This window comes from Methanonatronarchaeum thermophilum (genome assembly GCF_002153915.1).
Lineage (GTDB): Archaea > Halobacteriota > Methanonatronarchaeia > Methanonatronarchaeales > Methanonatronarchaeaceae > Methanonatronarchaeum > Methanonatronarchaeum thermophilum.
On sequence record NZ_MRZU01000004.1, the window covers coordinates 27,501 to 50,946 of the forward strand.

Genomic DNA, 23,446 nt, shown 5'->3' on the forward strand with positions numbered 1-23,446 from the left:
TTTTCATTATTAGTATTATTACTTTTCCAAAGCTGCCGTCTCTTGCTGTTCGGCCTTTTCTTTGTATTAGTCTGATTGCTGATGGGACTGGTTCGTAGAAAAGTACCAGTGATGTTTGTGGTATGTCTATTCCTTCTTCTCCGATTCTTGTCGATACTAGTGTGTTGAATTTTCCTTGTCTGAATTTGTTGAGTGTTTTTTTCTGTTGTTTTTGGGTCATGCCGTTTTTTCCATGGCTTTTTGCTTGTCCTATGAACTTTCTGGCTTTTATTTTGTTTGTTTTGTTTAGTTGTTTTACGAGTGTTTCGACTGTGTGTCGGTACTCTGCGAATATGATGGCTCTTTCGTTGTTTTTGACCTGTTTCTGGATTATTTCTTTGGTTTTATCGAGTTTGTGGTTATCGACGTTTTTTAATGCTTTTTTTATTCGTGGGTATTCTTGTCTTCGACGTATTCTTTCAGCAGCTTTCGAGTCATCTTCCTCTATCTGTTCGATGTATCTCTGCAGTGATTCTGGGCCTTGGCTTGTGAGCAGGTCTTTCATGTGGGCTGTTTTTATACAGGAAGCGGTGTATGAAAGCGCTTGATATACATACCCACTTCCTCCTTGGTTGAGTTGGCTGCGAAACCGGTTTTGAACCTCTATCAATGCTTTTTTACTGATGTTATCCGGCTTCATATTACGAACCTGTTTTGTATACTGGCCCAAACGGTCTAGAAAATCCTTTAATATCTCTTCCAACGCATCCTCCACAACCAACATCTCTAGTGGTTTTTCAAGCTCCACCCAACTGATATCCATCTCCCCTAAATAGGGTTGTACATCACTACTCCAATCACCTCTTATAGAAACATTCTCTATCCTCAGGTTATCGCTCACCTCTCTCAACCTATCTATATCGCTTCCCGGAGAAGCTGTCAACCCTAAAGTCTGAGGATCTTTAGCTTGACGGAAATATTGGTCCGCAACAACACTATAAGCATAATCACCAACAGCCCTATGAGCTTCATCAAAAACAACCAACGAATAACCCGTTAAATCAAGCCGTCCCGCCTCCACATCATTTCTAACAGTCTGAGGCGTCGCTATAAAAACACCATCACCACGCCAAACCTCAGCCCTATCCTCCGGACCATACAACCCACCAGTAACCAAACAAACCTCCACACCATCAAGCATTTCATCCAAAAAATCATGATGTTGCTCACACAACGGTTTCGTAGGAGACATCAAAAGAACACTACCCATAGAAACCCGATCAGCAACCAAAAAACCAGCTATAACCGTCTTACCAAGACCCGTAGGCAAAACAACAAGCGAATTACATCCACAACACTCATTAAAAACATTAACCTGATACTCCCGCTCCTCAACAACACCAACATCCACACAACCCAGTTGTTCCAAAAACCCCATAACTAAACCACCAAAAAAATAACCCCAAACTCTAATTGAATTTTCCCCAAAAAAACACCCTAAACCCACCTAAACATAAACCAAAACCAACTCAACCTAATAAATTAAATTCAAATTATTTTATTTAAATGAAATCTATGTTAGTTTAATGTCCGTATAAACAATCAAGATAGCTAGAAATGAAAATTATAATCAAATAAACCTATTATGCTAGAGTTGATAATTAAGTCATCAAACTAATCGAACAAATGTTGGTTAAACAGTTATTTTGTTTTGATTAGTGCTGTATATTTCATTTAAAATGCTTTAGATGGATTGTGATATATTTGGAAACCATTATACTGATTATTCATCTCGCGTTGTTCGCGGGAGTGATCTTCTGGATGAGTAAGGACCTACGAGAGAGAAACGTTGAAGCGAGAACTAGATTGTTCTGGTTGTTGCTGGTACTAGCGCTAGCGATTCTATTTATGATATTTGGAACAATACTGGGATTAGCATTGTATTACTACAGATTCTACGTATACGAACGTGAAAAAAAATAAATTACCGACCACTTAAACAGGTTTAGCCGGGCCCCAATCTAAAAAATAAAAAATTATATAGTGGGGTTTTGGCTAATACATAAGATTTCTATTTTTTTGGTTTGGTTTTGGTTTTTTGGGTTAGGTTGTTTTGTATGTTGTTGTTCTTTCTATTGGTTTGTGTCCTGTTTTTTGTATTGTTTTTTGGAGTTGTTTGGCTGTCATTTTTGTTTTGATTGGTTTTCCTGTGCTGCTGGATATGTTTTCTTCCATTAGGGTTCCTCCGAGGTCGTTTGCTCCTTTGTTTAATGCTTTTGCAGCTTTTTTTGGCCCTAGTTTGACCCATGATGCTTGTATGTTTGGTATGTGGTTGTGTAGTAAGATTCTTGATATTGCTATTACTTTATAGCTTTCTTTATGGGGTGTTTGGTTGGTTTTGTTAAAGAGTTTGTTGTTTCCTGGTATGAATGGTAGTGGTATGAATTCTGTGAATCCGTTGTGTTTTTGTTGTATTTCTTTGATTTTTTGTATGTGTTTTATTCGGTCTTTCCAGGTTTCTATGTGGCCGTACATCATTGTTGCTGTTGTTGGTATGTTCAGTTTATGGGCATTTGTGATTATTTCTTGCCAGCGCTGGCTGTTTATTTTGTTTGGGCAGATTTTTTTTCTTATTTCGTCGTCTAGGATTTCAGCTGCAGTTCCAGGCATGCTGTCCAAACCTGTTTTTTTGAGTTCTTGTAAAGTTTGTTTAATGTTTTTTTGGTTTTTTTCGGCTATGTAATGGATTTCTTGTGGTGAAAATGCATGTATGTGGATTTTATGTTTTTGTTTTATTTTTTTGATTAGGTCTATATACCAGTTGTAATCTATTTCGGGGTTTATTCCTCCTTGTATGCAGACTTCATTTGCACCTTGTTTAACTGCTTTCTCAACTTTTTCTAACACCTGTTTATGTGTGTTGGTGTATCCGTCACATGGTTTTTCGACTGAGTAGGCGCAGAAACTGCAGTCTAAATTGCATACGTTTGTGAAGTTTATGTTCCTATTTTTGATGTAGGTTATTTTTTTTCCATGTTGTTTTTTGGACAGCTTATCGGCTGTTTTGAAAAGCCTTTTACAATCCCATTCAAGAAGTTGATATGGATCTTCAATTTCTAGCATTTGTCTTCCCCGATCTAATTACATAACCAATCCAATCAGTGGAGTGTTGGTGGATATATGCCTAGGGTTTTTTAGGTTGTTTGCCTTCCTTTGGCTTTTATATCTCATTATTTTTGTCTAAATTTTTTTTAACGTGCTTGCTGACCCAACCTTTCTCTATATACTCTGGGTATATCGGTAGTCTCTCTTTTAATATGTATCCATGTTGGTCGATTTTTTCTTTCAGTTGGTTTGGGGTGGGCCATTCCTTACTGGGGTTTATATGGTCTTTAGTTGTTGAAATACCGCCTAAATCGGATATACCCGCCGTTAATAATGGTTTGATGTCTGGATGTAGGTTGGGTGGTGCCTGTATCTCAATGTCTTTTAGTATGTGTCTCGCTATTGCGATAGTTTTTACCACGACTTCTTCATCCACGGACGGATGTTGTGTCTCTGCCAATCGATGTTTGTTATGTCCCTGTATAATCACTTCCTGTATATGCCCATACCTGTCATCGATCTCTTTGATTTTTCTCAAACTCTTCAACCGATCCAGCCAGGTCTCTCCAACCCCTACCAAAATACCTGTTGTTAAGGGTATCTTTTCTTGACCTGCAAACTCAATTAACTCAATCCTCTTCTCGGGAGCCTTCCCAGGACACCCTTCATGAACCGGTAAGGTTGCAGTACTCTCCAACATCAAACCCATACTCGCATTATACCTACTATACAGTTTGAAATCACTTTTCGACACCAACCCCGGATTCGTATGAGGTAACAAACCTAAATCCAAAGCCATTTCAAACAAATCAACTAAATAATCGGTAAACGAACCATACCCATACTCCCCAAGAATCCTGCTAAAACCACAGCCTGCTTCCTCAGGACGCTCCCCAAAAGTAAACAACGCCTCAACTGCACCACCTCTCACACCTTCAACCAAAACATCATAAACCTCACTAGGAGACATCAAATAATACTCCCCACCACAAAACCCACAATACCCACAACTATTACGACAAACATTGGTAACAGGAACAAAAACATTCCTACAATAAGTTATCTCACCAAAAAACCTATCCCTCAACAAACCAGCTTTTTCCACCACATCAACCAATCCAACAACCATCACAACCAATTAACACCTAAACCAACATATCTTATTTGAACACACAACCCAACCCGAACATACAAAAAAACCAAAATAGATTTGAAACATAACCCAAAAAAACCAATCTAAATATAAATTTAAATAGAAAACAAGGATGTAATACAAGATAGGGAAATTGTTTTTGTTTTTTTTGTATTTGGCTTTTTCTATTGTTTTTTTGTTTTTGTTTTTTTGTGTGGGTGTTTTGGGGTTGGTTTTTTCTGTGTTTTTGGGTTTGTTTCGAAAAGATAATTAACGGTGGAAATTTAAGTATTTTTGTTGTTAGTTGGTTTAAGATGAAGTTTGGAGTTGAATTGTTACCTAATAGGCCTGTAGAAGAGGTTGTTGAGATAGGTTGTAGGCAGGAGGAGATTGGTGTTGATCAGTTGTGGGTTGCGGATCATTTCAATAATAGGAATATATATTGTGTTTTGACTGGGATCGCGGTTGAAACTAGTTCTGTGTCTTTAGGTCCTGGTGTGACGAATCCGTATGTTGTTCATCCTGGTATTACTGCGTCCGCTATTTCGACAGTTGATGAGGTTTCTGGTGGTCGTGCGATGCTTGGTTTGGGTGCTGGTGATAGGACAACGATTAATAAACTTGGTTTGGATTGGGACAAGCCTGTGAGTCGGACTCAAGAAGCTGTTTATGTTATTCGGCGTTTGGTTAGGGGTGAGCGTTTAACTCATGACTGTGATTTTTTTGAGTTGGATTCTGCAAAACTTGATATTTCAAGTACGGAGATACCTATTTTTGTTGGAGGGCAGGGGCCTAAAATGCTTGAGATGGCTGGTTTGGTTGGTGATGGTGTTTTGATAAATGCTTCACATCCAAAGGATATTGAGGTTGGTATGGAGCGTGTTTTACATGGTAGGGAGAACTCAGATTACAATCCTAAAGGGGATATTGAGGTAGTAGCACATACCTGTTTCTCAGTTGACAGTGATCGTGAGAAGGCTTTGGATGCTGTGCGTCCGGTTATTGCTTTTGTAGCTGCTACAGCCCCTGAGAAGGTGATAGAGCGACATAACATCTCTCTTGAGGAGCGGGATCGGTTGCAAGATAAAATCAGGAAAGATAGGTTTGGAGAGGCAAAAAAACTGGTTACTGATAAAATGATAGATGCCTTCTCAATATCTGGGACTCCTGGTGAATGTAAAGACAGGATAGAAGAACTCATTTCTAAAGGAGTTGACACAATAGTGTTTGGATCTCCCTACGGACCTGAAATCAAAAGCTCTCTAAAACACGTTGAACCAATAGTTCAAGAATATAAAGAATGAAATACAATATAAAAAAATTTAAAAAAACCAAACTCCAACTAAACTAAGTCCAAAATAAAAAAACTATACTCTATTCTAGGTTAACCTAGTATTGTTTTTGGGTTTTGGGTTTTTGGAGGTGTTTTTAATCAAGGTATTGGTTCCTGTTTGTTTGGAAAATCCTAAGACTGGTTTGAGTTCTGTGTTAGGTTTGCATGAGAGGCGGGAGCTTACATTATGGATGTTGAGGCGTGTTGTTGATGTTGCGAGTGAGGTTGGTGATGTCTGTGTTGTGTCCCCTGATGAGCTTGGTGTTGGTGGAGTGGATTACATAGTGAGTGAGGAAGAACTTAATTTGGCGCTTGAGGGTGCTATAGATCGTGTTGGGTTGCCTGTGTTGATATTGCCTTCCGATATTCCTTTGGTTAGTCCGAGTGACCTTGGTAGGTTGGTTGGTTGTGGTGAGGATGTTGTGGTTGCCCCTGGGGATCGAGGTGGTACCAATGGTTTGTTGTTGAGGAAGAGGATTAAGTTGCAGTATAATGGTGGGAGTTGTAGGAAGCATCGATGTTCTGCTTTAGAGAGGGGTTATTCCTTAAAAACTATCTGGATAGATAGTGTTTTTAGAGATATAGATGAACCTTGTGATCTGAATTATTTGAGTAGATTTGTTATTAAAAATGATTTGGAGTTGAATGGATTGTTAGAAAAAATACAGTCAGTTGATTTGAGGTGTAATGGATGAGAGTTTTATTGGTTCAGCCACATGCAGCTGAAGAACTTATTTTTAAAAGAGTTATCGGGCTGCAGATACAGCCTATCGGTCTTGGGTATATAGCTTCTTCACTGCAGGAGGCAGGGCATGATGTAAGGATAACCGATCTGCCTGCTGAAAATAAAGATGTACAAGATTTTGCAAACCACATAAAAACATATAAACCCGACATACTTGGGTTGTATATCGCCACATATAGGTCTGAAAACGCTTTAGAGTTAATGCGTACAGCTAAAAAAATAAATCCAGATATAAAGACTGTTTGTGGTGGCCCACACTCCAGCGTGGTTGCTGAACAGCTTGTTCAGAACGATTGTGTAGACGTGGTTGTTTGTGGAGAAGGAGAGATCACGATAAAAGAAGTGGCTAACACAATCGAACAGGGTGATAGCCTAACCGATGTTAAAGGAGTTGTATATCAAAAGGGAAATGAAGTAATGGTGAATGAGCCACGCCCCCTAATCGAAGACCTTGATAGCCTCCCATTACCTGCTCGAAACCTCTTCGATCGAGACAGATATCGGTTGATGGACCACTTGAACATAGCGACAGTGGTTAGCAGTCGAGGCTGCACATATGGATGCAACTACTGTACAGTACCTGCATTATACGGTAACCGGTGGCGTGCAAGGTCACCCGAAAACGTTGTAGATGAGATGGAGCATGTTCAAAAAAAATACAACCCAGACATACTCATGTTCCTAGATGACAACTTCGATTCAGACGAAGACAGGGTTTGGGATATCTGCGACGAGATAGAAAAACGAGACATAGAATTAACATGGGGTTGCCTAAGCGGTGGACTACAAGACGGAAAACCCGAACTAACCAAACGAATGAGCGAAGTTGGATGCAAAGTCATCGGATACAACCTAGAAACAGGCTCCCAGAAATCAATAGACACATTAAACAGAGGAGTATCACTACAACAAGCAAAAGAAGCACTGGAACTAAGCGGAGAACTAGGAATGATAAGAATACTCAACATAGTAATCGGTTTCCCAGGTGAAACAGAAGAAGATATACGTCAAAGCATACAGTTCGCAAAAGACGTAAACGTAGAGTTCCCACTATTCTTCCTACCCACACCCTACCCCGGAACAGACTTCCATAAAACAGCAAAAAGACAAGGAATGATAGAAGAACTAGACTGGGAAAAATACACAACAATGAACCCAGTCATAGAAACAGAATACCTCGACCTAGACACACTAAGAGGACTAAACAAAGAAGCCTACCGAGAATGCTACCTATCCCTCAACTCAATACCAAGATACACAAAAATGACAAAAAACGTAATACAAGACGGATGGATACAACTCAAAGACCTACCACAACTAATAGTCGGAGGCGGCATGATGTTCCTAAACATAAGCCGCTTCTAAACCAAAACCAAAACCAAACCAAACCAAAACCAAGCTAAAGCCCAAACCTAGATAAAACTAGGTCAAGGTTGGTTTTAACTGGGGTTTTTGGCTTTCAGTTAGTGTTGTTTCTGGGTTTGAACGGAGGTTGTTAGAGGTCTATGTTGGCTAAAAGTCTATAGTATGGTTTGAAGGGGGGTTTTGGTCTATTTTCTTTTTGTTTTGTTGTTGGTTTTGTTTGATTTAATTAAGTTTGGTTTGTTTTTTGGTGTTTTTTTCCAGTTGAAACTTGGTTTTAAAGTGTTTTTTTGTTGTTGGTTGAGTGGGTTTTGTTTGGTTTTTTTGTGTTTTTGTTGGTTTTTTGTGGTCTGTTTCTCCTCGAGTTTTTCCAGTTGAAATAGAGGGGTGTTTCCATAAATCTTTTAGGGGTGTATTTCAATTGGAGTAGGTGGAGCGATTTTCATGGAAGATTCATCTAGTATTTTCGATAAACTTCTTGAGGAAGACGGTATTTTTGAAAACAAAGAGATTTTAAGACCTTCTTATACACCTAACAGACTCCCGCATAGAAGCAAACAGGTTAATGAGATTGCGAGAATTCTTGTACCAGCACTTAAAGGGGAGACACCCAGCAATATATTGATTTATGGTAAAACAGGTACTGGAAAAACGGTTGCGGTTAAGCATGTAGGTCGTGAGCTTGAGAAAAAAGGAGAAGAACTGAATGTTGATTGTAGTGTTATATACCTGAACTGTAAGGTAGTGGATACTCAGTATCGGGCTTTGGCTCATATTGCACGGCATTTCGATAAGGATGTTCCTCTCACAGGATGGCCTACAGACCAGGTATACCATGAATTAAAGGATGCTTTGGATGACCGTAAAAAGGTAGCCACGATAATGCTTGACGAGATAGATAGAATTATAGGTAAAAGTGGTGACGATATTTTATACAACCTAAGCCGGATAAACTCCGACCTAGAACGGTCTAAAGTTAGCATTATCGGTATATCAAACGACTTAAAGTTTACAGAAGTTCTTGATCCCAGAATAAAAAGTTCTTTGGGTGAAGAAGACATAATCTTCCCTCCCTATAACGCAGATCAACTGAGAGATATACTACAACAAAGAGCGGAGAGAGCGATCAAGGAAGGTGCGATAAACAGCGAAGTAATACCTCTATGTGCTGCGTTCGCGGCTCAAGAACATGGTGACGCACGAAGGGCGCTTGACCTACTAAGAGTATCTGGTGAGTTAGCTGAAAAAAATGGAGAAGAGATACGGCCAGAACACGTAAGAAAAGCACAAGAAAAAATAGAGCTGGACCGAGTTCTCGAAGTGGTTAGAACACTACCCACCCAATCGAAAGTGGTTCTACTAGCAATAGTGAAACACCAAGAATGCGACCGTAACACACTAACGACAGGCGAAGTATACGAGATGTACAAAAAACTTGCTAGAAAAATCGATATAGAAACATTGACACAACGGAGAATAACAGACCTGATATCGGAGCTGGATATGCTCGGCATAATAAACGCAGTTGTAGTCAGCAAAGGTAGGTATGGACGTACAAAAGAAATCTCAATGAACATGTCGATCGATGAAATACAAAACGTACTACTAACCGACTACAGACTACAGAATCTCAAAGATTATTGCCCATCAACACAAACTAAACTATGATGTATAAAGACCAGAGGGTAGCCGTCTTTATAGACAGCCAAAACATGTACCACTCGACCAAAAGCCTGTTCAACAAAAACCTAGACTACAGTACAATATTAGAATACGCAGTAGACGGCCGTAAATTAATAAGAGCAATAGCATACGTCGTCAAAGCAGACACATCTGAAGAAGAAACCTTCTTCGACGCACTCAAAGACATAGGTTTCGAAATAAAAATAAAAGAACTTAAAGTATACTACGACGGAACAAAAAAAGGCGATTGGGACATGGGAATAGCAATAGACGCCATGGCCCTCGCAAACAAAGTAGACGTAATAATATTAGTAACAGGTGATGGAGACTTCACAGCACTAGTAGAAACACTGAAAGCAAAAGGCGTTAGAGTAGAAGTAATCAGCTTCAAAAGAAGCACATCAAAAGAACTTACAGAAGCCGCTACTAAATACACTGATATTGAAGCCCTGGAAGACCAACAGGACTTCCTTCTCTAAACTCCTCCAACCCCAAAGTCAACATACCAAGATAAGGAACACTGCAAACAGCTTTACCATCAACCCACTCAGGCTTAATAGGCTGTTCCTCAAACAACGACTTCTGATCAATCTCCCGGTTGTTATCACCCATAGTAATAAACCCACTATGCGGCGCTTCAGGCCCCCCATCCCACATAGGCTCCCCCTCATCAACCCAATCCACCGCACGATGCAAAATACTACGATCATCACCAGGAACAGAAAAAACAATCACATCCCCATAACCACCAAAACTAGTTTCACCAAGCACAGCAGCCTCCTCACCAGTCAAAACATTATCAGTAGACTTCAAAAAAACAAGATCCCCCTCACCAATATTAGGCTCCATACTCGGACTCTCCACAGCAACAAAAGGAGGCCACAAACCAGCATAAAGATACAAAACAGAAACCACAACCAACAACCCAGCCAACGCTATAGCTAAATCCCTCAAAAACAAAACATGCCAACTACGGCCCTCACCAGAACTACCTTCAGACATCTAAAAGAACTTTATACCCTAAACAGAAATAAAGTATTTGGATAATTTACGGAAATGGATAATTTATGGAAATAGTCGAAAAATGCATCTCAAAAGGAATATTCCTACACCCAGACGCAAAACAAAAACTAGAAAAACAAGAAAACCCCAACCAACTAATAGAAAAAATACTAGAAACATACGAATTCAAAAACCCAGTCCTACAACCAAAACACATAGAAAAATACCTAAAAGAAAACCCAAACAAAACACATAGAAAAACAAAACCAACCGTAGAAAAAATAACAGACGACAAACCAAACCAAAAACCAAACCAAAAACCCAAACAAACAAAAAACCCAGATAAAATTGCAAAACCTGAAACTGAAAACAAAAATAATAGTTCTGGTGTGGAAACCAGTTCAAAAGACAAATCTGGTGAGGATAGTAGTGTGGAAACTAATGAAACTGGGGAAGGTGGTAGTGGTGAGAGTGGTGTTGTTGTTAAGCGTGATATTACCGGTAGGTCCGAGTGTGAAGGTGAGTTGAAGAATTTTATCAATTATTTTAATGACCGGTATGAGCGGATAAAGAAGGAGATCGGTAAGAGAAATGGAATGAGGAATGTCAGGCCGATCGATTCCTTGGATACCAGTAAGGATAGTGTTTCTCTGGTTGGAATTGTAAACGATGTTCGTGATACATCGAATGGACATAAATTGATTTTATTAGAGGATAAAACCGGTGAAGTACCTGCATTAGCTTTAAAACACCGTAGCGATGTTTATAGTGATTCAGAGAAGGTTTTGCAAGATGAGGTTATAGGGCTTAAAGGAACAACATCAGACAATGGTTCCGACCTATTTATTTTAGACGAAATTGTCTGGCCAGACCTACCTCTATCCACCGGTAAACCGGAAACAAAAGGAGATGGATACATAGCGTTTATCTCCGACGTACATTTCGGTAGCACCACCTTCATGGATAGTGCTTGGAGCCGTTTTGTCGATTGGTTAAACGGTGAGATGGGTGGGCCAGAGCACAAAAAAACTGTTCAAAAAATAAAATACCTATGCATCGCCGGAGACCTCGTTGAAGGAATCGGCGTATACCCAGGACAGAAAAAAGAACTAAGAACTGTAAGCATTACCGAACAATACAAAGAGGCTGCCGAACAACTCAAAAAAATCCCCGAACACATAAACATCATCATAAGTCCTGGAAACCACGATGCAGTTAGACAAGCCGAACCACAACCAGCTTTAGATGAAAAACTACAGAAACAGTTCGATAGAGACAACATAACCTTCATCGGAAACCCAAGCACCATCGAAATAGAAGGCGTAGAAATAATAGTATACCACGGAAGGTCCCTAGACGACCTAATCGCCGAACTACCCAACTGCAGCTATGAAAAACCAGCTAACGCAATGAAAGAATTCGTAAAAAGAAGACACCTATCCCCAATATACGGCAAAAAAACACCAATAGCACCAGAAAACCAAGACCACCTCTTCGTAGACAAACCCGACATAATACACTGCGGCCACGTCCACAAATTCGGCATAGACAACCACAAAGGAGTGCAACTATTCAACACCGGCACATGGCAAAAACAAACCAAATTCCAAAAGAAAAAAGGAATACACCCCGACCCCGGAAGAGTAGTCCTATACAACCTAAAAAACCACGAACCAAAAATAGTCAAATTTTGCAACTAAAAACAAACCAAAACAAACTAAACCAAACCAAGGTGGGTTTGAATCAAAAGAAGGTGGTAGTAAAATGCAGGTTATTGCTGGAACTGTTTATAAAGGTGATTATGAGCCTATAGAAGGGTATGTGGCGTTTGATAATGGTGTTATAATGGAGGTTGGTGTTGGTGAGCCGCCTAAAAAACCTACAATGGTAGGTACGGTGGTTCCTTCATTTATCAATGTACATACCCATTTGGGTGATGCCAGTCTTAAAGTTAATCCTGATAGATATAGTTTGGATGAGTTGGTTGGGCCGGGTGGTATAAAAGAAAAGGGCTTAGAGAACCTGGGTTTTAATCAACTTGTTAAAGGAATGGAGCGGGCTTTAAACCAAGCTTGTAGGGAAGGAACTACACATCATCTTGATTTTCGGGAAGGTGGTGTTAGAGGGATAAAAGCCCTTAGAAAAGCAGGGAAAAACACTAAGATAAACTCGTTAATATACGGCCGGCCAACTAAAATAGATAGAAAGAACATAGAGAAGGTTGTTAAAAAAGCTGATGGCGTTGGTTTAAGCAGTGTATGCGACTACAGTGAAGCTGAACTGAGAACATTTTTGAAGACACTACTTGGTTTTAAAATACCAATCGGTATTCATGCAGGAGAGTCAAAAACAAACCAAACACAATCTTTGGATAGGTTTGGTCGTTCCGAGGTTGTTAGGTCTCTTGATTTCGATCCAAACCACCTTGTACACCTAACAAACCCAGTGCATGATGACCTGCAGAAGGTAGGTGAATCCAACACCCCTGTTGTTGTGTGTCCCCGTTCGAACAAGATAACCAAGTCAGGTAAACCACCAATAAAACAATTATTAAAACAAAACATCCTGGTTGGTTTAGGAACAGACAACGCTATGTTATGCAGTCCATCACTTCTCGATGAAGCCAGACACCTATACAGGGAATACAAACTTGATCCAGAAACCATAATGAAAATAGCAACAATAAATGGAGGAAAAATTATTGGAGTTGACAACAGAATAATTCAGGGTAATAGGACCAATATTATGGTGGTTGAAGAAGTAAATATGGGTATAAAGGCCCTGCTTAAAGGACGTGCATCGATTGCCACCGTAATCAGCGGTCTGGATGTGATTGAAAATGTATGATAGAATCTTAATCCCCAACGATGGTTCCGATAAAACTGAAGAAGCCATCAAAGAAGGTATAGAACTTGCTAAACTCACTGGAGCAGAACTCCACACGATATTCGTAGTAAACATAGCCACATTCGAAAACATACCTGAAACAGGGGTATGGAACCAAACAAAAGGAATCCTCGAGAAAGAAGGTGAAGCCGCAAACAAAGAAGTAGAGAGAAAATGCGAAGACCAAGGAGTTAAATGCAAATCAAAGATACTAAGCGGTAAACCACATACCGAAATACTTGATTACGCAAAAAAGAACAAAATCGACTTGATAGTTATGGGTACCACAAGCAAGAAGGGCGTAGATAAATTCCTTCTCGGCAGCGTAGCTGAAAAAGTGCTTAGATCCTCAGAAAGCCCAGTTATGGTTGTCAGATCAAAGTAAGCGGTTGGTGAACACATGAAGGTAAAAGAGATAATGTCAACGGACGTTGAAGTTGCAAAAGTCCCTGGAACAGTCGAAGAAGTCTTCGGGTTATTCAAAAACGGACAACACTCCGGCCTACCAGTAATAAAAGAAGACACAAACAAAGTAGTAGGAATAATAACAAGAAGCGACCTACTGAAAAACCCACAAGAAGACCAAATAGCCATGCTAATGACACGAGACCCAGTAGTCATCGATGAAGAAAAAACACTAACAGAAGCAGCTAAACTAATCCTAAGACATGACATAAGACGACTACCAGTCGTAAAAAATGAAGAACTAACCGGAATAATATCGGTAGCAGACCTCGTCAAAGTAATACCCAACATGGAAGTCGAAGGCACAGTAACCGAATACGCAAACGGACACTGCACATCCAGCTGGATAAACACACCAGTACCGATAATCGGAGAGATAATGAGACTCTCAAACGCAGACTCAATACCACTACTCGACGACGATTGCAAAGTCGGTGGAATAATATCCGACACAGACCTCGTCAAAGCATTCGAAATAGAAGAAAGCCTAGAAAAATCAGACATGGGTGCCGCCTCAGATGAAAACGAATGGACCTGGGACGGAGTAAGAGACACAATGAAATTCTACTACGGAGTCTCAAAACTAAAACTACCACGCGTACCAGTCAAAGAAATAATGACAGATAACGTAGTAACCGTCTACATAGGAGCAGAAATATCCGACTGCGCAAAAAAAATGGCAAGAAACAAAATCGAACAAATACCCATACTAGACGAAGACGAAAACCTAATCGGCCTACTACGAGACCGCGACCTAATAAAAACCTACATCTAAAAAACAGATAAACAAAAAAACAAAAAACTGATTTACAATGACCGATGTCTACAGCAAACTAATGAAGATAGGCAAAAGAAGAGGCATAATCTGGCCAAGCTTCGAAATATACGGATCAGCATCAGGGTTCTACGACTATGGACCAAACGGAACACAGATCCTAAGAAACATCAAAGACAAATGGAGAGAGTACTATAACGACCAAGAAGGATTCGGCGAAATAACAACCACAACAATAATGGGAGAAAAAGTATTCCAAGGCTCCGGACACCTCGAAGGATTTGAAGACGCAATGACCCAATGCAAACAATGCAACAAATCATATCGAGCCGACCACCTCGTAGAACAATACACCGAAATCCAAGCAGACAGCCTACCAAACAAAGAGATACACAACCTAATAAAACAAAACAACGTCCAATGCCCCGAATGCAACGGCCAACTAGGAGAAGTATACGACTTCAACCTAATGTTCAACACAGACATCGGACCCGGCTCCAGCAGACCAGGATACCTAAGACCAGAAACAGCACAAGGAATGTTCGTAAACTACCCCTACCTATACAAACACAACCGAGAAAAACTACCCTTTGGAACAATACAAATCGGCAGAGCATACAGAAACGAAATCTCACCCAGACAAGGAATAATAAGACTTCGCGAATTCATACAGATGGAAGCAGAGATATTCGTACATCCAGAAAACAAAAAACACCCCAAATTCAAACAATACCAAGACATAGAAATCAAACTACACCCAACCAAACAACAACAAAACGAAGAAAAACCAATCAAAACAACCCTAAAAAAAGCTGTAGACAAAGGTTGGATCGGAAACGAAATGATAGCCTACTACATAGGCCTATCAACAAAATACTTCAAAGAAATAGGCATAAACCCCAACAAACTAAGATACCGACAACACCTACCAGACGAAATGGCCCACTACGCATCCGAATGCTGGGACGCCGAAGCCCACTCAGAACGATTCGGCTGGATAGAAATAGCAGGAATATCAGACCGAACAAACTACGACCTAAAAAAACACAGCCAAACATCAGGAAAACAACTAACAGCATTCGAAAGATACGACAAACCAAAACAAAAAACAAAAACAACAATAGAACCACAAATGGACATACTAGGCCCAGAACTCAAAGAAAAAGCAAAACCAGTCGCCGAAACAATCCAACAAATGAACCCAAACAAAATAAAACAAATGCTAGAAAAAGGACCAATAGAACTCAACGTAAACGGAGAAAAAATCGAAATAAACAAAAAACACATCGAAATAAACAAAACAAAACAAACCATACGCGGAGAAAAAATACACCCACACGTAATCGAACCAAGCTACGGACTAGACCGAATATTCTACATAACACTAGAACACGCATACACACAAGACACACAAAACGGCGAAAAAAGAAACCTACTACAACTCAAAAAACAAATAGCCCCAATACAAACAGCAATATTCCCCCTACTAAACAAAAAACAACTCACAAACAAAGCACAAAAAATCCACAAAAAACTAAAAAAACAATACAAAACAACAATAGACACATCAGGCTCAATAGGACGAAGATACCGACGACAAGACGAAATAGGAACCCCATACTGCATAACAATAGACCACCAAACACTAAAAGACAACACAATCACAATAAGAGAACGAGACACAACAAAACAAATCAGAATAAAAACCAACCAACTACCAAACACACTAAAAAAACTATTCAACGGAACAAAACTACAAGAAATAACCAAACAACCAAAAAACTAACCAAAAAAACACAAACCAACTAACCAACCAAACCTTACCTTAATCTAGACTTCATAGATTTAGCTTACATATTCTTATAGTATCTACTCAATTTAACTACTACTTTATTTGTTTTTGTCTGGTTTTATCTGGTTTTATCTGGTTTTTGGTTGGGGTGGGTTGGGTTGGGTTTTGTTTTTACATGTATTCTGTTAGGTCTTTTTGTTGGAATAGTTCGTTTTCGAATAGGCTGTTTATTGAGGTTTCTAGGAGTTTTAGTCTTTCTTTTACGTAGTTTGAGACTTGGTATTCTTCTGCTATTTCCATTGATATTTTGAGGTATTTTTTTACTGAGTTTTCGTGTACTGTTAGTGTGAGTGTGTTTCCGCAGTTGTTGCATGTTCCGGATAGGGGTGGTCTTCGGTATTTTGTGTTGCATTTTACGCATCTTACTGTTTGTGTTGAGAATGCTCTTAGGTTTCCTATTAGGTCGGGTAGGAAGTGGCTTTGGATTACTTTTTCTGCTACTTCTTTTTCGTCTACTGCTTTTATTTTTCCTGCTATTTCTAGTTGGGATTGCATTTTGTCTATCATTGGTCCTAGTGTTTTGTATGCTGATTGTTTTGGTCCTGTGTTGATGTTGTTGATTGGGTGTGAGTATCCGAATTTTTTTAGGTCGTTTTCGGTGTTTAGTGTGTTTTCTCCGGTTTTTATGTTTATTTCTGATGGGTCTTTGTATTGTTGTGTGGCTTGGTATAGTTCTAGTGGGTAGTTCCATTCTATGTCGAGGTTGTGTGCTTCGTCGTCTATTTCGGTTGGGTCTAGGGTTGATGTTAGTACTAGGGGGGCGTCCATTTGGCCGCCTGTTTTGTCTGGTAGGAAGTGTCTTGAGAAGTTTAGTAGTCCGTCCATTAGTAGCATGTAGCAGTCTTCGTCTCCGTCGCAGTTTCTTCTTTTTGCTGCGTGGAAGTAGGGGTGTGCGTAGTTTACGGCTCGTGTTGTGTATCCTATTAGTCTTGATAGTACGCCTGCGCTTGTGTGTGGTGCTAGGCCGATTAATAGGGTTCCCATTAGGTCTTGTAGGTTGTTTATGTTGTAGTATGGTGGTTGGTTGTAGTGTTTTTTCAGTAGGTCGTCTATGAATTGGGTTGTTTTCAGGAAGTATTGGCAGCATTCTTTGGATAGTACTACGTCTTGGGGTTTCAGTTCGAGTATTTGGTTTGGGTTTTGTAGTTTGTCGCCGTTTATGTCTTTTGTGTAGCCTAGTTGTTTTAGTTTTTTTATGGATGTTGAGATTTCTTTTGGTTTGAAGTGTGTTAATGGTATATCTGTTAGGTCGTATCGGATTGTTCCGTCTTTGAATACGTATAGGTCGTGTTTTGCTCTTAATATTCCTTTTTCTATTGGTTCTGGAGTTTTATCTTTCGATGTAAGGCCTTTTACCCCTTTTAGTACTTTGTAGTTGTTTCTTTCTCCGACTCGTTTTAGTGATTCTCGGTATTGTTTTGAGATGTCTATTTCGTATTGTTTGTATCCTTTTGTTCGTTTGCCGCATTTTGGACAGTTTTCTCCATTTGGTGTTTCTTGGTTGCATGAGATGCAGGTGTGTTTTATTTGTGTTTGGCCTCCACAACTGCATGTTGGTTTGTAGGTTGTTTCGCCGCATTTTTTGCATTTTCGTTGGTTGAGTTCGACTTTAATTTTTCTGTTTTCGCTTGCCTTCTCCATTGATCGCTGGCTTCCTCCTTCTTCTCCAACTGGGAATAATAGGTGTGTTGGGGGTCGCATTTTACGTTCTTTCGATTTCTCTGGTCGCCCCATTCTACATCCTATTCTTGTTGGTGCTTTTTTTCGGATTGTTAGTCCACTGAGGTCTTGAAGATATTTGGTTGTCTGTTCGTATTGATCTGGATCGATCTCTTTATTTTTGTTTTTGTTTAGGCCGAGTGTGTATATTAGGGCTATTGCTGTGTCTTTTTCGATTAGTATTTTGTTGTTTCTTTTTTTGTGGTGGATTAGGAGTGTTTCGAGTGTTTGTTTGGTTTGTTTGTTGTGGTCTATGGCTAGGTGGTTGTTTGTTGTTTGTTTGGTTTTTTTGATGTGTTGTCGTAGTTGGTGGGTTTGTTGGGGGGTTATGTCGTGCCATAGGTAGGTGTATTTTGGGTGTAGTGGGATTCCTTTTTTTGTGTGTTTTATGGCGTCTTTTGCAGTGGAAACGGTGGGGTGTTCTGTTTGTTTTTTTGCTTCTTGTATCCACCATTCTTCGGTGTATGATGTGGGTATTAATGGGTGGTTGTTTTCTAGGAAGTCTCCGTAGTTTATTAGGATTTCTCCGACGTCGAGTATTGCTTCTATTTTGTTTTTTAGTTTTTTGGCTTTTTTTTCTGTGTCTATTCTTGTTACGTCTCCGTTTTTTAGTCGGACTGTTGGGCCTTCTATTGTGTCTACGGCTACTACGCCGGCTGCTTTTCCGGGTCTTTCTATTTTTAGTTGGGTTCCGACTGATAGGAATGAGTCTGTTATCCACATTGTTGCTGGGTTTATTCCGGCTGTTGCTAGGCCTGAATTTCTTGCTCTTCCTAGTCGTAGTCTGAATCCTCCTGGTCTGGATGGATGTCCGAATACTGGTCGGCCGGCGATTAGGTCTGCTAGATATTTTTTGTTGGGTTTTATGGTTTGGTCTTCGTCTTCGCTTTCTTCTTTTATGAGGCTGTCTATCCAGCTCCAGCCTTCTATGTTGATTGCTTTGACGAGTTTTTTTAGTTTACGTGCTTTTAGGGCTATTCCTTCTGCTACTACGAGGCACATTCCGCCTCGGATTGCGTTTGTGTTGATTCTTCTGAGGTTTCTTTGGCCTGATACCTCTGTGTTTTCTGTTGCTTCTCCATCGATCATTACTGGGCAGTTTGATATTATTTCTCTTATTTCGTTGTCTGTTGGGGTGTATTGTAGGTTGGCTACTTTTTTGTATAATGGTATTTCTTCTACGTACCGTTCTATCTCTTTTTCTGTTGGTAGGTATCTGCCTACTTGTGTTTTTCTACGTACGTAATCTGCTACCAAGACGCTGATGACTTGTGCTGTTCCTCCTGCGCTTCTTATTGGTCCGGAATATGATATTCGTATGAAGTCGTCTTCACTTACTGTTACTGAGGCTATTCCTTCTATTGGTGCTGCTACGACTCCTTCTGTTAGTATTGCAACGCTTGAGCGGACGGCTGCATCAACCATTTCTTCGGGTGTTTCTAGGTCTGGGAACTCTCCTTCTACCATGCTGTCCGATACTTTGAGGCATATTTCTTCTCGGGAATGTCCTTGGTTTTCTAGTTCTCTTATACGGTTTGCCAGGCCTTTTACGCCGATTAGGTTTTCAACTCTCTCGGCAAGGTCGTCTGCTGGAAGTATTTCGACCTCTCTTGAGGGGTCTATACCGGTTTCTCTTGCTTTTTCTGCCTTTCTGTATGCTTTTTTAAATCCTTGTTCTAGCGTTTCTTGGTAGTTCATCTTCCACCTACTGTTTTATTTTTTCTATCGTACCCTAACTCCATTCGAATCAAGGGTTTGGCTAGGTGTCGTCGAGCGATTGGGGGGACCTCGATATATCCTTCTTTTAATTCTCTTTTTATAGTGATTCTTTTTTTATCGGGCTCTGTTGTCTTGCATTTTCTACATCGGTATCCCTGGTTTTTTCCAGCGCTCTCCATGTTTCTATTACATTCGGGGCAGGTTGGGTTTACAAACTTGGTTTTAGGGGTTTTTTCTTGTAAAGATAGTTTTTCTATGTTTATTGTGAGTGGGTTTGGTTTCACTCCTCCATAAACAACTACTTTGTCTCCAACTATCAACTTACGGATTTTATTTCTGAATTTTTTGGTTGGTTCGTAGGCAGCGCAATCAACAGTTCCTGTATCATCTTTTATGGTGAATATAACGTGTCCTCCTTTGATGGATCTTGGTGGCTCTACAACCACTCCATCTACCTTGCAGGATGTCATTGGAGTTAGCTCACCTATCTCCATCGGGGTTATGTGTTCATCTGTACCCTGGTTCGTTTTGAACACTGTTGTTTTAGCTACCGACTCACCCTCTATCAGGTTATGGGTTTTCTCTATTGGCTCTATAAAATCGCCTCTAACCCCATATAAGACCGGGCAAGGCGAGTTCGGGGTTATCACGTTTTTTTTATGTTTCCAGTCAACGGTGTCCCAAATCAATGGGTTGTATATCTGGCTGGCTCTGTAGATTGTTTCTTCCTCTACCTCTCTAGGTGTTCCCCAACGGTTTTTATGGCGGTATGCAAGTAACTCGTAGGTCATGTCTTTAAATCTATGGCTAGCGCTTGCCAACGCTCCAACTACTCCTCGTCCGTTTCCATAACTATATACCTCTCCATATCGATGGCCTAGGTTGACTGCTGTATCTATATCTAAGGTGGTTTTTATTGCTCTCCGGCTATGTCTAACCAACGGTTTTATCTCTCTAGGGTCTTTTTTAAAGAACACCACACCTGTATTGGAGGTTGGTTCCCGAAGCTCTTCAACCAACTTAATTACATTTTTTTTAAACAGCCTGTAGTTATCTACCTGCCCTCTGATTGCTAGGGCTCCATTTCCCCTGGTTTTCCATGGAATGTTCGGGTTCAACCTAATCAACTCAGGTAGCTGGAACACTCCCTCTACATTGTCTATAATCGTTGAAGCCAGGTATGTTGTACACATACCATCATGGCTGTCTGTATCGTCTATACCTAAATGGATCTCCAATTAACCAACCTCCCACACCAACCATTCTCTATCCGGTTTATTTCTGATCGATCTCATCTATTGGATGTGGCTGTGTACCCTCTCTACTTGCTTTTTCTACATATGGGAAGTAATCCTCTTGGTATTCAGGGTCTGACCAAGTGCATTGAGGTTTTTTGAACAAATGATGTCTCCCCATCTCCTTCCATACCTTTTTCAATCCTTTTTCCCTCCAGTTACCGAAAGTCAAAGCAGTATGGAAACAAGGTAGTACCTCGCCCGTAGGAGTTACCCAAACCCATCTACGGCCTCCGAAACAACCCATGATATCTGGATCTCTGTATTGGTATGACCTAGAGACCCTGGGTCCATCAGGTATCTGGTTCTTGTTCTCCTGGAAAACTTCAATCCGCCTATAATCCTCTTTAGAAAGCAGGTTCTCTTCCTTATTCTCCCATTTACCTCCAGGCACAACCTCGTCTATAAGTATCTCATCAACACCATACTCATCGCATAGAGAATATAGGTCCTCAAGCCTCTCCTGATCGGAGTTATCTGGGTTCGCCGTGTACTCCACAACCCCCAACATCCCTCTCTCCATACCCAACTTTAAGCCATCCAAAGCTTTCTGGAAAGTTCCTTCCACACCACGGAACTCATCATGCTCATCTTGATACGGACTATCCAAACTAATATGCAAATACTGTAAACCAGCATTATCAAGCCGGTCAACCATCTCCTCATCCAAATTCAATCCATTGGTAATCAAATGCGTAGTAGCCTCTTCAGGATCAACATGCTCAACCAACTCATCGATATCATCTCTTAAAGTCGGTTCACCACCCTCAAAACTCACATGGTACACACCGAGATCAAGAGCCTCATCAATAACCTGCTTCCACTCATCCGTAGACAACTCCTCACCATCCTCCAACCCATGAACAATACAATGCTCACAACTACATTGACAACTCCTGGTCGACAACACCATCAAACTTTCAAGCGGCCTCCTCTTAAACACAATCCTCTTAATCTGATTTCGAACAAGCCTCCTAAACGGACCACTCGGAATCTCAGGAACCATGCAAGAGATATGCACAGAACTATCATCCACTCTAGCAACCTTATCAAGTGAAGCATGTTCATTAAAACCACTAGCAACATAATCAACAACCCTAGACAAAGGGCCAGAACGCACCATCCTCGCTTCCCTACCATCAACCTCAAAAGAAATATCAAAACCAGGTCCACTATACACTTCAAATTCTTTCATAAAACCACCTAAATACAAATCCTATTTCAAAAGAATTAATCTCAAATACTCAAAGAATTATCGGATAGAAACCCAAAAAACACCACAGCGAACCCACCTAAAAAAACTAGGTAGGTCTAAATATCCGTGTTAGGTTCACCTTAAATTATCAGGTATATCGCTGCAGCGTTCACCAACAACAACATGGCTGTGTAGGTTAGAACCCCGACATGAGTCAGTTTTATGTGGGCTTTATGGCTTAATGGATTTCTATATGTCTCTATCAGTTCAATGACCTTCGGCACATTCAAAACCAGGTATAAAATAAAGAAAAGCCATGGGAGGTCGAACACTATCCACACAATGGACAGCAGGCCAATCTCCAACACCGACATAGCTCCGGTATAAAGAATTGTTTTTTTAGGTGTCAATGGCCTAAATCTCAATGAATCTTTATCGTGATACGATAAACAGCCAACTATAACCAATAAAGCAACCAACAAAGCCTCCCAAGACAAAACCATGTCAGGAGCGGTCATCGCAACACCGCCTAAAGCCATTAAACCACTTAAGGACCTATAATTTCTCCTTTGAAACTCTGTTAAGTTTTTAAGCGGTGGGCTCGCAGAGTAGGTAAGGCCCCACACCAACATAAGTAAGGCGACAACAAAAGTCTCAACATTAAACACAAAGTAGGCGATAGCCAAACAAAGTACAGACTCAACAAAGATAAGGCCAATCACTGTCCATGGGGAAAGTAAACCGGTAACTAAAGGTAATGTAGAGTTAGGGGGTCCAAGCGCCTCGTCTTCACCTATCCACCAATCATAAACCATATCAGCCATAGATATGACTCTAGTGAAAAGCCCTGCAGCTAAAAGACCAAGCAATACCTTCCACAAAGGAAGTAAGTCACCAGTCAACGCCATAAACAAAAACAAACCAGCACTTATCCCAAGTATCCCCCAAGGTAGCCAAAAAACTCGGTGAACACACAACAAAGCCAAAGCCTTAGCCTTCCAACCCTCACCAGAAGGTCCAGCAACACCAAAACCCACATCTAACAACGAATAATCCTCTTCATCAAATCCCGACATAAACACTCAAGCCTCCATACACTAAACACCTAAACCTAAATCCAAACAAACTTCATCCCACCATACTTACTAAACAGCCTACCCCATCCAAACCCCATAACTATACTCTATCTTTTAAGAGAG

The 23,446-nt window shown here is 40.4% G+C and carries 19 protein-coding genes (1 of these 19 running past the window's edge); 11 read left to right on the forward strand and 8 right to left on the reverse strand.

Annotated features, from left to right (window positions below; genetic code table 11):
• A protein-coding gene (locus tag AMET1_RS05060) for a helicase-related protein (protein ID WP_086637414.1) crosses the window boundary here: on the reverse strand, positions 1–1,417 show its 5' portion. The gene continues 149 nt to the left of window position 1, outside the view; only the first 1,417 of its 1,566 coding nucleotides appear in the window; the start codon lies at positions 1,415–1,417; the stop codon falls past the left edge of the window.
• A 383-nt stretch (positions 1,418–1,800) separates the two neighbouring features.
• Between AMET1_RS05060 and AMET1_RS07900 the strand changes: the two genes are divergently transcribed.
• Positions 1,801–1,962, forward strand: coding sequence for a hypothetical protein (locus AMET1_RS07900; protein WP_161490779.1), 162 nt, complete (start codon positions 1,801–1,803; stop codon positions 1,960–1,962).
• A 120-nt stretch (positions 1,963–2,082) separates the two neighbouring features.
• On the opposite strand, the gene cofH is transcribed toward AMET1_RS07900, so the two are convergent.
• Together cofH and cofG are read right to left on the reverse strand one after the other, a co-directional pair.
• Positions 2,083–3,102 (reverse strand): 5-amino-6-(D-ribitylamino)uracil--L-tyrosine 4-hydroxyphenyl transferase CofH, encoded by a 1,020-nt coding sequence (gene cofH / locus AMET1_RS05070; RefSeq protein WP_086637416.1) that lies wholly within the window; start codon positions 3,100–3,102, stop codon positions 2,083–2,085.
• Positions 3,103–3,199: 97 nt separating this feature from the next.
• Entirely contained in the window at positions 3,200–4,213 is a 1,014-nt protein-coding gene (gene cofG, locus AMET1_RS05075; RefSeq protein WP_086637417.1) for a 7,8-didemethyl-8-hydroxy-5-deazariboflavin synthase subunit CofG, read from the reverse strand.
• A 317-nt stretch (positions 4,214–4,530) separates the two neighbouring features.
• Here cofG and AMET1_RS05080 point away from each other — a divergent pair, with 317 nt between their 5' ends.
• The 5 genes from AMET1_RS05080 to AMET1_RS05100 all read left to right on the forward strand — a co-directional run bounded on the left by AMET1_RS05080 (position 4,531) and on the right by AMET1_RS05100 (position 9,818).
• Positions 4,531–5,520 (forward strand): 5,10-methylenetetrahydromethanopterin reductase, encoded by a 990-nt coding sequence (locus AMET1_RS05080; protein ID WP_143406858.1) that lies wholly within the window; start codon positions 4,531–4,533, stop codon positions 5,518–5,520.
• A gap of 118 nt (positions 5,521–5,638) precedes the next feature.
• A complete protein-coding gene (gene cofC / locus AMET1_RS05085; RefSeq protein WP_236629458.1) occupies positions 5,639–6,244 on the forward strand; it encodes a 2-phospho-L-lactate guanylyltransferase in 606 nt (201 codons plus the stop codon).
• Entirely contained in the window at positions 6,241–7,659 is a 1,419-nt protein-coding gene (locus AMET1_RS05090) for a B12-binding domain-containing radical SAM protein (RefSeq protein ID WP_086637420.1), read from the forward strand. Before cofC ends, AMET1_RS05090 begins: the two co-directional genes overlap by 4 nt.
• 441 nt (positions 7,660–8,100) lie before the next feature.
• The gene (locus AMET1_RS05095; RefSeq protein WP_086637421.1) at positions 8,101–9,324 is read left to right on the forward strand and encodes an ORC1-type DNA replication protein; all 1,224 of its coding nucleotides are present in this window, start codon (positions 8,101–8,103) and stop codon (positions 9,322–9,324) included.
• Positions 9,321–9,818, forward strand: coding sequence for a LabA-like NYN domain-containing protein (locus tag AMET1_RS05100; protein ID WP_086637422.1), 498 nt, complete (start codon positions 9,321–9,323; stop codon positions 9,816–9,818). Before AMET1_RS05095 ends, AMET1_RS05100 begins: the two co-directional genes overlap by 4 nt.
• Here AMET1_RS05100 and AMET1_RS05105 read toward each other — a convergent pair.
• Positions 9,766–10,341: a S26 family signal peptidase gene (locus tag AMET1_RS05105; RefSeq protein WP_086637423.1), complete on the reverse strand. Its 576-nt coding sequence runs from the start codon at positions 10,339–10,341 to the stop codon at positions 9,766–9,768. The two genes, AMET1_RS05100 and AMET1_RS05105, sit on opposite strands and share 53 nt — an antisense overlap.
• Positions 10,342–10,406: 65 nt before the next feature.
• Between AMET1_RS05105 and AMET1_RS05110 the strand changes: the two genes are divergently transcribed.
• From AMET1_RS05110 to glyS, 5 genes are all read left to right on the forward strand, one after another.
• Positions 10,407–12,041 (forward strand): DNA-directed DNA polymerase II small subunit, encoded by a 1,635-nt coding sequence (locus AMET1_RS05110; protein WP_086637424.1) that lies wholly within the window; start codon positions 10,407–10,409, stop codon positions 12,039–12,041.
• 64 nt (positions 12,042–12,105) lie between these two features.
• Positions 12,106–13,188, forward strand: a complete 1,083-nt coding sequence (locus AMET1_RS05115) for an amidohydrolase family protein (RefSeq protein ID WP_086637425.1) — start codon at positions 12,106–12,108, stop codon at positions 13,186–13,188.
• A complete protein-coding gene (locus AMET1_RS05120; protein ID WP_086637426.1) occupies positions 13,181–13,612 on the forward strand; it encodes a universal stress protein in 432 nt (143 codons plus the stop codon). The genes AMET1_RS05115 and AMET1_RS05120 overlap by 8 nt, the downstream gene beginning before the upstream one ends.
• Positions 13,613–13,627: 15 nt before the next feature.
• A complete protein-coding gene (locus AMET1_RS05125) occupies positions 13,628–14,467 on the forward strand; it encodes a CBS domain-containing protein (protein WP_086637427.1) in 840 nt (279 codons plus the stop codon).
• A gap of 37 nt (positions 14,468–14,504) precedes the next feature.
• Positions 14,505–16,253, forward strand: coding sequence for a glycine--tRNA ligase (gene glyS, locus AMET1_RS05130; RefSeq protein WP_086637428.1), 1,749 nt, complete (start codon positions 14,505–14,507; stop codon positions 16,251–16,253).
• A 177-nt stretch (positions 16,254–16,430) separates the two neighbouring features.
• Here glyS and AMET1_RS05135 read toward each other — a convergent pair whose 3' ends face one another.
• The 4 genes from AMET1_RS05135 to AMET1_RS05150 all read right to left on the reverse strand — a co-directional run bounded on the left by AMET1_RS05135 (position 16,431) and on the right by AMET1_RS05150 (position 23,323).
• A complete protein-coding gene (locus AMET1_RS05135) occupies positions 16,431–19,736 on the reverse strand; it encodes a DNA polymerase II large subunit (RefSeq protein ID WP_086637429.1) in 3,306 nt (1,101 codons plus the stop codon).
• A complete protein-coding gene (locus AMET1_RS05140; protein WP_086637430.1) occupies positions 19,733–20,995 on the reverse strand; it encodes a tRNA(Ile)(2)-agmatinylcytidine synthase in 1,263 nt (420 codons plus the stop codon). The genes AMET1_RS05135 and AMET1_RS05140 overlap by 4 nt, the downstream gene beginning before the upstream one ends.
• A gap of 37 nt (positions 20,996–21,032) precedes the next feature.
• Positions 21,033–22,247 (reverse strand): radical SAM/SPASM domain-containing protein, encoded by a 1,215-nt coding sequence (locus AMET1_RS05145; protein ID WP_086637431.1) that lies wholly within the window; start codon positions 22,245–22,247, stop codon positions 21,033–21,035.
• A 140-nt stretch (positions 22,248–22,387) separates the two neighbouring features.
• Complete coding sequence (locus tag AMET1_RS05150) at positions 22,388–23,323, reverse strand: hypothetical protein (protein ID WP_086637432.1); 936 nt, start codon at positions 23,321–23,323, stop codon at positions 22,388–22,390.
• Positions 23,324–23,446 lie beyond the last annotated feature (123 nt).

Excerpts from the sequence above, each read along its gene's own strand:
- AMET1_RS07900 (WP_161490779.1), top strand. The coding sequence starts at position 1,801 with ATGAGTAAGGACCTACGAGAGAGAAACGTTGAAGCGAGAACTAGATTG.
- cofH (WP_086637416.1), bottom strand. The coding sequence starts at position 3,102 with ATGCTAGAAATTGAAGATCCATATCAACTTCTTGAATGGGATTGTAAA.
- cofG (WP_086637417.1), bottom strand. The coding sequence starts at position 4,213 with ATGGTTGTTGGATTGGTTGATGTGGTGGAAAAAGCTGGTTTGTTGAGG.
- AMET1_RS05080 (WP_143406858.1), top strand. The coding sequence starts at position 4,531 with ATGAAGTTTGGAGTTGAATTGTTACCTAATAGGCCTGTAGAAGAGGTT.
- AMET1_RS05090 (WP_086637420.1), top strand. The coding sequence starts at position 6,241 with ATGAGAGTTTTATTGGTTCAGCCACATGCAGCTGAAGAACTTATTTTT.
- AMET1_RS05095 (WP_086637421.1), top strand. The coding sequence starts at position 8,101 with ATGGAAGATTCATCTAGTATTTTCGATAAACTTCTTGAGGAAGACGGT.
- AMET1_RS05100 (WP_086637422.1), top strand. The coding sequence starts at position 9,321 with ATGATGTATAAAGACCAGAGGGTAGCCGTCTTTATAGACAGCCAAAAC.
- AMET1_RS05105 (WP_086637423.1), bottom strand. The coding sequence starts at position 10,341 with ATGTCTGAAGGTAGTTCTGGTGAGGGCCGTAGTTGGCATGTTTTGTTT.
- AMET1_RS05110 (WP_086637424.1), top strand. The coding sequence starts at position 10,407 with ATGGAAATAGTCGAAAAATGCATCTCAAAAGGAATATTCCTACACCCA.
- AMET1_RS05115 (WP_086637425.1), top strand. The coding sequence starts at position 12,106 with ATGCAGGTTATTGCTGGAACTGTTTATAAAGGTGATTATGAGCCTATA.
- AMET1_RS05120 (WP_086637426.1), top strand. The coding sequence starts at position 13,181 with ATGTATGATAGAATCTTAATCCCCAACGATGGTTCCGATAAAACTGAA.
- AMET1_RS05125 (WP_086637427.1), top strand. The coding sequence starts at position 13,628 with ATGAAGGTAAAAGAGATAATGTCAACGGACGTTGAAGTTGCAAAAGTC.
- glyS (WP_086637428.1), top strand. The coding sequence starts at position 14,505 with ATGACCGATGTCTACAGCAAACTAATGAAGATAGGCAAAAGAAGAGGC.
- AMET1_RS05135 (WP_086637429.1), bottom strand. The coding sequence starts at position 19,736 with ATGAACTACCAAGAAACGCTAGAACAAGGATTTAAAAAAGCATACAGA.
- AMET1_RS05145 (WP_086637431.1), bottom strand. The coding sequence starts at position 22,247 with ATGAAAGAATTTGAAGTGTATAGTGGACCTGGTTTTGATATTTCTTTT.
- AMET1_RS05150 (WP_086637432.1), bottom strand. The coding sequence starts at position 23,323 with ATGTCGGGATTTGATGAAGAGGATTATTCGTTGTTAGATGTGGGTTTT.